Genomic DNA, 13,574 nt, shown 5'->3' on the forward strand with positions numbered 1-13,574 from the left:
ACTGGCTGTTAGGTACTTTAACCATAAACATATTGTAGTAGAAAGGGAAATAAAAACATGGTAGATGAAAGAATTAAAACACTAGCAAAAAATCTCGTTAATTATTCAATGAAAGTCAAAAAAGGTGATAACGTATATATTCATTACACAGGACCTGCTACTCAGACGTTAGCGAAGCAATTAATTAAGGAAGTGTATGCTGCTGGGGGAAATCCATTCCCTCACTACACAGATCCTATTGTAGAAAGAGAAATGCTTCTTAACTGTACAGAAGAGCAGTTAAAGGTTATGGCAGAGATAGATGCAGCTGAAATGTCTAAGATGGATTGTTATGTTGGCGTTCGTGGTAGTGACAATGTAACAGAGTATTCTGATGTCCCAGCTGATAAGATGAAGTTATACTCAAGTTTATATTCTACACCAGTACACCATAATGTTCGTGTACCAAAAACACGTTGGGTTGTTCTTCGTTATCCCAATGCTTCTATGGCACAGTTAGCTAACATGAGTACTGAAAAATTCGAAGACTTTTATTTTGATGTTTGTAACTTGGATTATTCTAAGATGGGAAAAGCAATGGAGAATCTAGTGGAATATCTAAATCGTACAGATAAAGTGCATATTGTTGGACCAGGAACAGATCTTACATTCTCTATAAAAGACATTCCATCAATCCCATGTGCAGGTTCTGCTAATATCCCAGATGGTGAAGTATTCACAGCACCAGTTAAGGATTCTATCAATGGGACATTACAATACAATACACCAGCGGTATATCAAGGATATACATTTGAGAATATTAAATTAACATTCAAAGATGGTAAGATAATCGAGGCTACTGCTAATGATACAGAAAGAATTAATGAAGTATTTGACACAGATGAAGGTGCTCGTTATGTAGGTGAGTTTGCAATTGGAGTAAACCCATATGTAGTAACTCCAATGAAAGATACTTTATTTGATGAAAAGATTAAGGGATCATTCCACTTCACACCAGGTAACTGTTATGATGATGCTCCTAACGGAAATCATTCTTCTATTCACTGGGATCTTGTTTGTATTCAAACTCCTGAGTATGGTGGAGGAGAGATGTATTTTGATGACGTATTAGTTCGTAAAGATGGACGCTTTGTTGTGAAAGAATTAGAGTGTTTAAATCCTGAGAATCTTAAATAAAAGAAAGGACGGTATAGGTATGAAACGTGTATTTTTAATAGTTTTAGATAGTTTTGGCATTGGGGAAATGCCAGATGCAGCAAATTATGGAGATGAAGGAAGCAACACAGTAAAGGCAGCTTCTACAAGTAGGAATTTTCGTATGCCTAATATGAAAAAGCTTGGTTTCTTCAACATTGATGGTGTTGAAATTGAAAGACCAGAAGAAGACTGGGCAAAGGAAACAATTACGCCAGTTGGAGCATATGCTCGTATGACAGAGAGCTCCAAGGGAAAAGATACAACAATTGGACATTGGGAAATTGCTGGTATTATTTCTGAAAAACCACTTCCAACATTTCCAGAAGGATTTCCTAAGGAATTACTTGATAAATTCGAAGAACGTACAGGAAGAAAGGTTATCTGTAACAAACCCTATTCAGGTACAGATGTAATCCGCGATTATGGTGAAGAGCACATGAAAACTGGTGCATTAATAGTTTATACATCAGCAGATAGCGTATTCCAAATAGCAGCACATGAATCAATTGTACCAATTGAACAACTATATGAATATTGCGAAATCGCAAGAGAACTTTGTGAAGGGGAATATGGAGTAGGACGTGTTATTGCTAGACCTTTTGAAGGAGAAGCGCCAAACTTCAAACGTACTTCAAGACGTCATGATTATTCCTTAGTACCACCAAAAACAACAATGCTTGATCAGTTAATAGAAGCTGGTTTAGATGTATTAGCAGTAGGTAAAATCAATGATATTTTTGCTGGTAAAGGTATTAGAGAGATGGTGCGTACAGCCAACAATGAAGAAGGAATTGAACGTACCCTTGAATATATGAAACGTGATTTTAATGGCTTATGTTTTACTAACTTAGTCGATTTTGATATGGTATATGGTCATAGAAACGATGTAGAAGGTTATGCAAAAGCGCTTACTTACTTCGATGAGAGATTACCAGAGATATTAGCAGAATTAAAAGAAGATGATATTCTAATGATTACTGCTGATCATGGTTGTGACCCTATAACACCATCTACAGATCATTCTCGTGAATATACACCATTTGTAATCTACGGAGATAAGATTAAGAAGAATATCAATCTTGGAACAAGAGATACTTTTGCTGACATTGCAGCAACAATCTTAGACTATTTTGATGTGGATTCCAAGGTAGCAGGAAAATCTGTATTATCAGATATTATATAGTAAAGCAGTTTCATTGATAAAGACGATGAAATGTAGTATACTTTAAGTCCAATTTATTTTAATTTAGTTTAATTAGGAGGTATTTATTATGGCAACACCACATAATGCAGCAAAGCCAGGTGACATCGCAAAGACAGTATTAATGCCAGGAGATCCATTAAGAGCAAAATATATTGCAGAGAATTTTTTAGAAGACGTTGTATGTTTTAATACTGTACGTAACATGTTTGGTTATACAGGAACTTATAAAGGAAAGAGAGTATCCGTTATGGGCGGTGGAATGGGTATGCCATCAATCGGTATCTACTCATATGAACTATATCATTTTTATGATGTAGAAAGTATCATTCGTATTGGTTCTGCAGGTGGTATCGGAGATGATATCAAAGTTCGTGACGTAATAATTGGTATGGGTGCTTCAACAGACTCTAACTATGCAGAACAATATAAACTACCTGGAACATTTGCTCCACTTGCAGATTTCTCACTTCTTCGTAAAGCAGTTGAAGTTGCAGAAGAGAAGAACATCAAAGTTGTTGTTGGTAACATCTTATCATCAGATCACTTTTACAATGATTATGAAAAGACAAATGAATTATGGAAAAAGATGAATGTTACAGCAGTAGAGATGGAAGCAGCGGCTCTTTACATGATTGCAGCTAGAGCTAAGAAGAAAGCGTTATGTATTCTTACAGTATCTGACCATGTATTCACTGGTGAGTCTCTTCCTGCGGAGGAAAGACAGACAAGCTTTAGAGAAATGATGGAAATAGCATTAGAAGTAGCGGAATAGTTATAGTGCAATCGTGAAACTATAATCATAATATAGAGAGGATATGTATCCATGGATAAGAAAAATATTTTTGAAAAAGTTGACCATACATTGTTGGGAATCACGGCTACATGGGCTGATATTAAAACAATTTGTGATGATGCAATTCATTATCAAACAGCAAGTGTTTGTATACCTCCTTCTTACGTGAAGCAAGTAAAAGAGTATGTGGGAGATAAGATGGCAGTTTGTACTGTTATTGGTTTCCCAAACGGTTATAATACAACAGCTGTTAAAGCATTTGAAACGAAGGATGCTATAGATAATGGAGCAGACGAAATTGATATGGTTATCAATCTTGGCTGGGTTAAAGATAAGCGATTTGATTTAGTTGAACAAGAAATCAAGACGTTAAAAGAAGTATGTAAAGACAAGATTCTTAAAGTTATCATTGAGACTTGCGTATTAACAGAAGAAGAAAAAATCAAGATGTGTGAAGTTGTTACAGAAGCAGGAGCTGATTATATCAAAACTTCAACAGGCTTCTCTACAGCAGGTGCTACATTTGATGATATTGCATTGTTTGCTAAAAACATCGGTAAAGACGTTAAGATGAAAGCAGCTGGTGGAATTTCTTCATTTGATGATGCAGAGAAATTCATTGAACTTGGTGCTTCAAGATTAGGAACAAGCCGTATTGTTAAGCTAGCAAAAAACGAAACTGCTACAGGATATTAAGATATTTAAGGTAGGATGGGGTATTACGAAGGATTGATTATGACTTAGGTAATACCCCTCCCTTGTCTTTATTTAGTATATGCAGATTAGTGAGAGTTTCGTAGACACTTAAATAAAAGAGATGGAGAGGTATATGTATAATGAATAATAAAGAGCTAATTAGAATGGCAATTGATGGATTGGAATATTCCTATGCTCCATATTCTAACTTTAATGTTTCAGCGGTATTGGTTGCTAAGAATGGTTCTATTTATACAGGATGTAATATAGAAAATGCTGCTTATACACCATCAAACTGTGCAGAACGTACTGCTTTCTTTAAGGCGGTTAGTGAAGGTGTGAAAGATTTTGAAAAGATTGTTATTGTTGCAGGAAAAGATCGTAAAGTAGAGAATTTCACGGCTCCTTGTGGTGTGTGTAGACAAGTAATGATGGAGTTTTGTAATCCTAAAACATTTAAAATTATCCTTGCAAAATCTGAAGATGAGTATAAGGAATATACCTTAGAAGAGATATTACCATTTGGTTTTGGTCCTGGAGATTTAAATGAGGATTAATTAAGACGGAGGTGATGAGAATGAGAATGGTGGATTTGATTTCAAAGAAAAAGGAAGGAGAAATCCTTACAGACGAAGAAATTCAATTTATGATAGATAGTTATGTTAATGAAGAAATCCCTGATTATCAAATGTCGGCAATGTTAATGGCCATCTGTTTCAAAGGAATGACGGATCATGAGATGGCTGTGATGACAGGAGCAATGGCCCATTCTGGAGATATGGTTGATTTATCGGCTATTGATGGCGTTAAAGTAGATAAACACAGTACAGGCGGGGTAGGTGATAAGACCACACTTGTTATTGCGCCAATTGTAGCAGCATGTGGTGGCAAAGTAGCGAAGATGTCAGGTAGAGGACTTGGGCATACAGGTGGAACAATTGATAAGATGGAAGCTATACCGGGTATGAAGACCGCTCTTCCAAGAGAAGAGTTCTTTGATATTGTTAATAAAATTGGTGTTAGCGTGATTGGTCAATCGGGTAATCTTGCGCCAGCAGATAAGAAACTCTATGCGCTTCGTGATGTAACAGCTACCGTAGGAAGTATCCCACTTATTGCATCATCTATTATGAGTAAGAAGCTTGCAGCTGGTAGTGATAGTATACTTCTTGATGTCAAGACAGGTAGCGGAGCCTTCATGAAGACAATAGACGATGCCATACTTCTTGCTGAGAAGATGGTAGCCATTGGAGAGCATGAAGGAAGAAAAACAGTTGCTTTAATTACGGATATGGATGTGCCACTAGGAAATGCTATTGGAAACTCCTTAGAAGTAATAGAAGCTGTTCATACATTACAAGGGAATGGGCCAGAAGATCTTTCGAGTGTTTGTTTAACCTTGGCTGCTAACATGCTTTATTTATGTGGTATGGGCGACTTAAAAGCTTGTGAAAAGATGGCTAAAGATGCGATTACATCAGGAAAAGCACTTGGAAAATTAGTAGATATGGTAGAAGCACAAGGTGGCGATTCTAGTGTAATCAAAGATACCAATGCTTTTGCTAAAGCTCCATTAAGCTATGAAGTTCGTTCTGAACGTGAAGGCTTTATTACGCACATGAATACAGAGCAATGTGGAATTGCATCGGTAGAACTGGGAGCTGGTCGTGCCACAAAAGAAAGTGCAATTGATTATTCAGCTGGAATTATTTTAGAGAAAAAAATTGGTGCATATGTTAAGAAGGGTGATGTGTTGGCTACACTATATGCAGCAGATGAGAAGATGTTTGCAGATGCAGAGCATCTTTTATTAAAGGCGTACACAATTACGGAACAAAAACCTGAAATTGAGCCACTAATATTTGCCAGAGTTAGCAAAGAAGGAATTGAAAAGTATTCCTAATCTATGGTATAGTTTATTTGATGACTGTAAATTAGTATGAAATAAAATCTAATTCATACAGTCACCAAATAAATATGAGAGAGAGGAAGAAAGTATGGCAAATTTTTGTGGTAAGTGTGGTAAGCCTTTACAAGATGGAGAAACTTGTTCATGTTCGTTGGGGAGTGAGCTAGATCAAACAATAGCATCTGAGATAAGTGAAGCGCAAGATATTAAGGGAATAAAAGAAGAGGCTAATAAACAAGCTATTCAAAGTGAGCAACAAGTGGTGACTAGCGGTTATACGTATGGACAACCAATGCAAGGACAACCAATGCAGGGACAACCAAGTCAATTTAATCAACAAGCTTCCCAGGCAGCAGCAGTAGCTGGTAAGTATGCAAAAAATATATGGAAAGTTCTACTTGATATATGGAAAGCTCCTGCGGATAATTTAAAGAACTTTGTTAATGAGAAGAATTTTGTTAATGCGCTTATACTAATTGGTGCAGAAGCTATATTAAGTATTATTTTCTCATGCCTATTAGTACGTAAAATTTACTCTTTGTTTATGAGTGCATTCTATGGCTTATCTTATTTCATGGAACCAGATTCGCTTGATATTAATTATTTTAGTACGGTTTTAAGTTCTTTAATCGGAACTATATTAGGTGCATGTATATTCGCAGCTATAACCATGTTAATTGTAAAAGAATATGGTAAAGCAAATAAGACTTTTAAAGAAGGATTATGTGTTGCTGCAACAAAGAGCGCTGCTTTACTTCCATTTTTAGTAGTTGCTATAATTATGTCTTTATTCAGTTTAACACTTGCAATTTTAGCTTTTGCAATAGGTAGTATTCTAGGCTATTACTATGTACATACTGCATTAGATGATGGCACGATTAAAGATGAAAATAAACGTGTTTATACAACTTTCTTAATATTTGGAATCTATGTAATTGTAACATTTATTTTAATGTATCTATATATGAAACTTCAATAACACAAATACGAATGGGAAACAAGTAGGCACTCCTTGGGAATTAATAACCCCAGGAGTGCAAATATTAGACTATTAGAACGATTATTACTAGACATTTGTTTAGTTCATTATATATTTAATAAATCTATGCATAGCACGCTAGTTGACACCTAAGAAGGTGAAGAAGATTAAGATTGGCTACATGCAGAGGAGGAATTATGAAACTATTATCAGTAGCAATACCAAGTTATAATTCAGAAGAATACCTAGGCAGAGCTGTCGAAACCTTGTTAACTGGTGGAGAGGAAATGGAAATTATCATTGTAAATGATGGATCAAAGGATGACACTGGAAAGATAGCAGATGCATATCAAGAAAAGTATCCTACCATTATTAAAGCAATCCACCAAGAAAATGGAGGGCATGGACAAGCTGTCAATACAGGACTTAAGAATGCAACAGGATTGTACTTCAAAGTAGTCGATAGTGATGATTGGGTAAATGAAAAGTCACTAAAGAAAGTTTTGGATTTATTAAGAAAGATGCATGATGAGAAAATAGAACTTGATTTACTAATTGCTAATTATGTATATGAAAAAGTAAATCTAAACAAGCAAAAGGTAATTCATTATAAGGGTGCGATGCCAGTGGATTGCATATTTGGCTGGGATGACTTGAAACATTTTAAACAAAGTCAAAACATCTTAATGCACTCTGTGTTTTATCGCACACAGTTGTTACGTGATTGTAAATTACAATTGCCAAAACATACTTTCTACGTGGATAATCTATTTGTATATCAACCACTTCCATACGTAAAGACATTGTACTACTTAGATGAGGACTTTTATCGTTATTTTATAGGAAGAGAGGATCAATCGGTTAACGAGAAAGTAATTATGAGTAGAATTGATCAACAGATTCGTGTTACTAGGTTAATGATTGAATCAACCGATGTATTTGCCGTTGAAAGTAAGAAACTTCAGAATTACATGTTAAAGTTTCTATCTGTCATGATGATGGTGTGTTCCGTATATCTTGTTAAAATTGGTACGGAAGAAAGCTTGGAAAAGAAGAAGAAGTTATGGGAATATCTTAAAGAATCCAATCCTAAGATGTATCTTAAGATCCGACATAGTATATTAGGTCATAGTATGCATCTACCAGGTCATGCAGGGCATGCAATTATCAAGATGGGATATCGAATATCTCAAAAGATATTTGGATTTGGATGATAAAAAAGGTATACAACAACTATGGGAGTTTTAATAACTTTCAGTTTGTTGTATACCTTTTTAATTTATGATTCCACAGTGATGTGGTTATGTTTGAATGCAGCTTGCAAAGCACGCATCGTTATAAATAATAAGAACACATTAATTACAAGCATAATAGCTGATTTGGGAAGTCTGCTAATAAATTCAGCTTTGTATGGTGAACCATATAAGATTGATAGGTTATACGTATTCAAAAATATTGAGATTACAAATTCACAGATACTTGCCGCGATGGCTCTAGGAATAGTTATTCTACTCTTGTAAAAAACAAGACCGAATAAAAAGCCCATTAACGCATATGTAATGGTGAAGCCAAAGAAGAAAGAGCTTCCCTTTCCACCTATTATAATCATCTTCACAACATCACCTAAAGCACCAACACTAAGTCCCATAATTGGTCCACCAAGCATACTGGCAGCAGCAATGATGATAAAGCCAAGACGAATCTCGATAGACTTTGTAATTGGAATATCAAAAAAAGATACTACAATAAACATAGCAATCATTAGAGCGCAGAAGATAAGATTACGAAGCTGACTCAAGTTTGTAATTTGTTTCTTCAGATTTAATGCTTCTTTACTAATAAAATGCATAATAAAAACACCTCCACAATGTAGTTGGTAGCAACGTATGATACCAAGAACCAAGATAATACTTCTACGTTACTACGTGTTAACAAGTTATACCTGGCTACAATATGAGATGTCTTTCTCAACTGCAGCAACGGGATGCGAACAATATACCGCAAGCCTAAGCTTTTCGTTCTAGTGACAACTCCCCGTTCACTAAACACTTAACGCATATTATTCTACTTTGCTTTGTTAGCAGATTCATTATATATCTGCTGAATTAAATATGTCAAGAATTGTGTTATACAGATAAGCTATGACTGGCTATTACAATTTGGAATAGCAATTTAAAAAAGACCATCTACAAATTTCTTGTAAATGGTCTAAAATTCGATATTTTAAGCTTCAGTATGTGATTCGGATAAAGCGCTTTGTTTATTAAATAACTTAGCGTAATTCGGTACATATACAATAAGATACATAAATACAGCTAAGATAAATGCTGCAATCCCATCAAATGCAGAATGCTGCTTTAAAAACACAGTTGCTAAACAAATTAATACACAAAGGACAAAGGAACCACGTCTAACCCAATGTTTGTTCTTTAATTTAGCAGAATGCATAATTGCTATGTGTATTCCTATGGAATTAAATACGTGAATACTTGGACAAACATTTGTAGATGTATCTGATGAATATAGATTCTTAGCAATATCTACAAGAAAGTTGTCTCTAGCGAATGTAGTTGGTCTTAGATCCTGACCATTAGGCCAAATTGTGTAAATTGTTAAACAAATTGTCATACCAATAAAAAGGAATGCGCAACATCTGTAGTAGTCTTCCTTAGAAGTAAAGAGGAAGTAAGCGATCACACCAGCTACATAGATAAACCAAAGGTAATAAGGAATGATAAACAACTCGTTAAATGGAATGAAATCATCTAACCTTATGTGCACCGATGTATAGTGAGTAGTTATAGTCTTTTCCAAATAAAAGAACCATGGAAAATAGATAAACATATAAAGTAATACCCACGCATGTTTATACTTTTTGAAAAAATTTGTAACAACATTACCCTTTAGAGGGGTATGTGGAGGCTTATTTTGGTTTGTTTTACTCAAGATTATGCCGCCTTTCTATAATTGATCGTAATGGGTAAATTACTATTCAATGAATTATTGCCATACGTGATTATAGCATAACATAAGTAGGGGTGCAATGGATACAAATATGAAAAAAAGTTAAGATTTCTTAATATTTATTTAGAAAGCAAAGAATAGAAAAAAGTCTAGCTGGAAAAATTGATAAAATATGTTATATTAAGTATAATGTAACTAATGAGAAAGAGCGAAGCTACTTGACCTGGAAGTAGCAATTAGCTAACGAGGAAGATTACGAAGAAAGAGAGGGATCCCCGTTATGAAGGTGGCAGTTTTAAGTGACATACATAGTAACCATTTGGCGTTAGAGGCCTGTCTTCAATATATAGAGAAACAAGGAATTAAGAAGTTAATCCTACTTGGAGATTACGTCAGTGATTGTCCAAATCCCCAAACAACCTTAGATTTAATTAGTGAAATCAGAAAGACTTATGAAGTTTGGTGTATAAGGGGGAATCGAGAGGAGTATTTTATAAGACATAATGAGGGATATCCAGATGGTTGGGTATATGAAGCCAATACAGGAAATCTATTATATACATATGAAAACCTATTAAGTGAGGATATTCATTGGTTTGAAAGTTTAGATAATAAAGGAGTCGTAGAAATTGAAAATACAGAACCTATTCTGATTGCCCATGGTTCGTTAACAAATTCGAGAGAACTTCTATATGAGAATGCCCAGAATACAAAGGACGTGTTAGAAGGAATCTCCTATAAATACATGTTATGTGGGCATAGCCACAGACAATTTTCTTACGAATTTAAAGATAAGATTATCATTAATCCAGGTTCTGTTGGAGTTCCAATTGGTTGTAAGGAAAGTGCCCATATGGCCGTACTTGAATGGGTTGACGATAAATGGAAATTTGAATTCCAAACAATACCTTATGATTATCAGGAATTAGTACGGGAATTTGAAGAGAGCGAGATGAAAGAGAAAGCAAATTTATGGATGCGTTGTATCTTGCGCTCCATAGAAGAGGGTGTGAATTATGCACCTATATGCGTTAAGAAAGCATATGATATTGCCTCTGAAGAGATGGAGGATGTGGACTGGAATCAAATACCGCCTCGCTATTGGAACGAGGCGGCAAAACAACTTGGAATTATTTAAAGAAATACTGAGATTAATACAGTAAGAATACCAGATATACCAATTGCTATACCGCTCATAGCACCTTCTACTTCGCCAAGTTCGATAGCTTTTGAAGTACCAACAGCATGGCTACTTGCACCAATTGCAACACCAGCGGCAACTTTGTTCTTAATACGGAAGACTTTGATTAATATTGGGCATGTGATAGAGCCAAGGATTCCTGTTACAACAACAGCCGCAACTGTGATAGAAGGAATGCCAGATAAGGTAGTGCTTACTTCCATTGCAATTGGAGTGGTAACCGATTTTGGTATCATAGATGCTGTAATCACCGAATCGATATCAAACAATTTACATAATAAATATGTGCTACTCATTGAGGTGATACTACTAGCTAGACAACCAATTGCGATAGGAATGAAATTCTTCTTTAGTAATGTGATTTGTTTATAAATCGAATAAGCAAGAACTGTTGTTGCTGGTGCAAGGAAAATAGTGATCATATCACCACCCTCATTGTAAGTACTAAGTGGAATATCAAAAATAGTTAGGATAGCTACAATAAGTACGGTTGTTATTAGCAAAGGATTAAGTATTGCAAGTTTTGTTTTATCATTTAAATACTTACAAAAAATGTAGAGACCTAAACTTAAGGTTAAACCGAAAAAAGGACTATTCAGAAATTCGTTCATTCTTTTTTCCTCCTTTGTTCATAATTTTCATTACACCAGTAACGGTATAAGCGGTTACTAAAAATGTAAGGATAGTAGTGATGATACAAATTATAATAAGAATTAAAATCTTTCCTTTTAGAAAAGAATATTTTTCAATAATTGCTACACCAGAAGGAACAAATAAGAATGCCATAATTCCTAATAAAAATTCAGCTATGTCTTTAATTGTTTCGAGTTTTATAACCTTAGTGATTAATAAAGTTAATAGTAATAGCATACTGATTAAGCTTGATGGAAATGTAAAGGGAAGTATGGCTGAGATACCTACTCCAGCCAGACACAACCCAAATATTATACAGAGTTGTTTTAATAATTTCATTTGTAAGTCTCCTATTTATTTGCGCGTTTATAGTAACATAATACATTTTTTCTTTAGTATCCTAGCACAGTTAGGAATACCCGTCAATTGTGAAGATGCCTAATATATGCAGTATTTACAACGAAAATTATACAATTTCTCCTTTGAAAATAAGTTAACAATACTATAATTGTATACTAATTTGGATAAATAAGATGTGTTAGAAAATTGCAATCGCAATTGTCTAAATTTATGTGTAAAAGAAAGGAATATTAAAATGAAAATACTGGAATCAATACCTAGAGAAGATGGATTTCGTATGCCGGCAGAATATGAAAGGCATAGTGGTTGCTATATGATTTGGCCAGAGAGGGCAGATTCTTGGCAGTTTGGTGGCATTGCAGCAAAAAAGGAATTTGCCCAAGTGGCAAGAGCAATTCAAACTTCAGAGCAAGTTACCATGCTTGTTAGTGAAAAGGAATATGATACCGCTAGACGAATGTTGCCAGATAATGTTCGTGTGGTAGAGATGTCAACTGATGATGCATGGGCTAGAGACTGTGGTCCTACCTTTGTTGTAAATGATAAAGGTGAAGTTAGGGGAATAGATTGGTATTTCAATGCCTGGGGCGGACTAGAAGATGGTCTGTATTTCCCTTGGGATAAAGATAATAAGGTTGCTAGAAAAGTATGTGATTTGGAACAAAGAGATGTGTACAATGCAAGGCATTTTGTATTAGAAGGTGGAGCAATCCATGTAGATGGGGAAGGAACAGCTATGGTTACAGAGGCCTGTCTACTGAGTAAAGGTCGTAATCCTGATATGACAAAGAGTGAGATTGAGGATATGTTAAAAGAATATCTTAATGTGGACAAGGTTATCTGGCTAAAGAATGGTATTTATCTTGATGAGACCAATGAACATGTAGATAATATCTGTGCATTTGTTAGACCTAGTGAGGTTGTTCTTGCATGGACAGATGATGAGAAAGACCCACAGTATGCAATGTCTAAGAGTTGTTATGATATATTGAGCAGTGAAATTGATGCCAAAGGGCGGAAACTGACCATACATAAACTACCACTACCAACACCAATTCACATGACTAAGAAGGATTGTGAAGGGATTGCTTGGTGTGATGATGAACCAACAAGAGAAGTGGGGGAGCGTTTAGCTGCTTCTTACGTAAATTTCTATATTGCTAATACCTGCGTTGTTATGCCAGGTTTTGATGACCCGATGGATGAGAAAGCAAAGGAAATACTCATAAGGCTATTCCCTAATCGAGAAGTAATTCAATTACCTACAAGAAATATTCTTATAGGCGGGGGAAATATCCACTGTATCACCCAACAAGTACCTGAATAGATGTAGGCGTTCTACACGACATCCTGTCGTGTTCAGGCTGACTCGGCTTCCTTGCCTCGTCGTACTATGTTTATAAGCACATACTAAGAAGTACTATAGCTACTACGCTATCGTTTTTTAGTATAGTACCAAGGTGAAAAGTATAGGTGACACTTTGTATGAGTTTCGTAATCGACTAATTCATTGGGCAGGTAGGAAAAAAAGAAAGAGAAAAGAAGAAGAAAAAGAAAAAAGAATAAAGTAAAATAGAGATATATAGAGAATAGAATAAAGAAATAGGAAGGAAGACATGAAATGAGAAAAGTTAAAGT

General features: G+C 35.2%; 14 protein-coding genes and 1 riboswitch. Of the genes, 10 read left to right on the forward strand and 4 right to left on the reverse strand.

Annotated features, from left to right (window positions below):
• The first annotated feature begins 57 nt into the window (after positions 1 to 57).
• The 8 genes from ACW2QF_RS03330 to ACW2QF_RS03365 all read left to right on the forward strand — a co-directional run bounded on the left by ACW2QF_RS03330 (position 58) and on the right by ACW2QF_RS03365 (position 7,992).
• Positions 58 to 1,176, forward strand: coding sequence for an aminopeptidase (locus tag ACW2QF_RS03330; RefSeq protein ID WP_455714577.1), 1,119 nt, complete (start codon positions 58 to 60; stop codon positions 1,174 to 1,176).
• Between the two features lie 19 nt (positions 1,177 to 1,195).
• Positions 1,196 to 2,380, forward strand: a complete 1,185-nt coding sequence (locus tag ACW2QF_RS03335) for a phosphopentomutase (RefSeq protein WP_455714578.1) — start codon at positions 1,196 to 1,198, stop codon at positions 2,378 to 2,380.
• Positions 2,381 to 2,468: 88 nt separating this feature from the next.
• Positions 2,469 to 3,173 (forward strand): purine-nucleoside phosphorylase, encoded by a 705-nt coding sequence (gene deoD / locus ACW2QF_RS03340; protein ID WP_455714579.1) that lies wholly within the window; start codon positions 2,469 to 2,471, stop codon positions 3,171 to 3,173.
• A 51-nt stretch (positions 3,174 to 3,224) separates the two neighbouring features.
• The gene (gene deoC, locus ACW2QF_RS03345; protein ID WP_455714580.1) at positions 3,225 to 3,890 is read left to right on the forward strand and encodes a deoxyribose-phosphate aldolase; all 666 of its coding nucleotides are present in this window, start codon (positions 3,225 to 3,227) and stop codon (positions 3,888 to 3,890) included.
• Between the two features lie 140 nt (positions 3,891 to 4,030).
• Positions 4,031 to 4,447 (forward strand): cytidine deaminase, encoded by a 417-nt coding sequence (cdd, locus tag ACW2QF_RS03350; RefSeq protein WP_455714581.1) that lies wholly within the window; start codon positions 4,031 to 4,033, stop codon positions 4,445 to 4,447.
• A gap of 20 nt (positions 4,448 to 4,467) precedes the next feature.
• The gene (locus ACW2QF_RS03355) at positions 4,468 to 5,793 is read left to right on the forward strand and encodes a pyrimidine-nucleoside phosphorylase (protein ID WP_455714582.1); all 1,326 of its coding nucleotides are present in this window, start codon (positions 4,468 to 4,470) and stop codon (positions 5,791 to 5,793) included.
• Positions 5,794 to 5,887: 94 nt separating this feature from the next.
• On the forward strand, positions 5,888 to 6,778 hold the full coding sequence (locus tag ACW2QF_RS03360) for a Yip1 family protein (RefSeq protein ID WP_455714583.1): 891 nt from the start codon (positions 5,888 to 5,890) through the stop codon (positions 6,776 to 6,778).
• Positions 6,779 to 6,975: 197 nt separating this feature from the next.
• Entirely contained in the window at positions 6,976 to 7,992 is a 1,017-nt protein-coding gene (locus ACW2QF_RS03365; protein ID WP_455714584.1) for a glycosyltransferase family 2 protein, read from the forward strand.
• Positions 7,993 to 8,057: 65 nt separating this feature from the next.
• On the opposite strand, the gene ACW2QF_RS03370 is transcribed toward ACW2QF_RS03365, so the two are convergent.
• Both ACW2QF_RS03370 and ACW2QF_RS03375 read right to left on the reverse strand, forming a co-directional pair.
• Complete coding sequence (locus ACW2QF_RS03370; RefSeq protein WP_455714585.1) at positions 8,058 to 8,627, reverse strand: folate family ECF transporter S component; 570 nt, start codon at positions 8,625 to 8,627, stop codon at positions 8,058 to 8,060.
• 126 nt (positions 8,628 to 8,753) lie between these two features.
• A riboswitch (THF riboswitch) is annotated at positions 8,754 to 8,852 on the reverse strand.
• A gap of 149 nt (positions 8,853 to 9,001) precedes the next feature.
• Positions 9,002 to 9,622 carry a phosphatase PAP2 family protein gene (locus tag ACW2QF_RS03375; RefSeq protein WP_455714610.1) on the reverse strand — a complete coding sequence of 207 codons (621 nt, stop codon included), beginning with the start codon at positions 9,620 to 9,622 and terminating at the stop codon, positions 9,002 to 9,004.
• A 400-nt stretch (positions 9,623 to 10,022) separates the two neighbouring features.
• Between ACW2QF_RS03375 and ACW2QF_RS03380 the strand changes: the two genes are divergently transcribed.
• Entirely contained in the window at positions 10,023 to 10,880 is an 858-nt protein-coding gene (locus tag ACW2QF_RS03380; protein ID WP_455714586.1) for a metallophosphoesterase family protein, read from the forward strand.
• Here ACW2QF_RS03380 and ACW2QF_RS03385 read toward each other — a convergent pair.
• Positions 10,877 to 11,554 (reverse strand): LrgB family protein, encoded by a 678-nt coding sequence (locus tag ACW2QF_RS03385; RefSeq protein ID WP_455714587.1) that lies wholly within the window; start codon positions 11,552 to 11,554, stop codon positions 10,877 to 10,879. The two genes, ACW2QF_RS03380 and ACW2QF_RS03385, sit on opposite strands and share 4 nt — an antisense overlap.
• Positions 11,535 to 11,915, reverse strand: coding sequence for a CidA/LrgA family protein (locus ACW2QF_RS03390; RefSeq protein WP_455714588.1), 381 nt, complete (start codon positions 11,913 to 11,915; stop codon positions 11,535 to 11,537). The genes ACW2QF_RS03385 and ACW2QF_RS03390 overlap by 20 nt, the downstream gene beginning before the upstream one ends.
• A 256-nt stretch (positions 11,916 to 12,171) precedes the next feature.
• On the opposite strand from ACW2QF_RS03390, the gene aguA reads away from it, so the two are divergent.
• The gene (aguA, locus tag ACW2QF_RS03395; RefSeq protein ID WP_455714589.1) at positions 12,172 to 13,263 is read left to right on the forward strand and encodes an agmatine deiminase; all 1,092 of its coding nucleotides are present in this window, start codon (positions 12,172 to 12,174) and stop codon (positions 13,261 to 13,263) included.
• The last annotated feature ends 311 nt before the right edge of the window (positions 13,264 to 13,574 follow it).

The sequence above is a fragment of the Anaerosporobacter sp. genome, assembly GCF_965301125.1.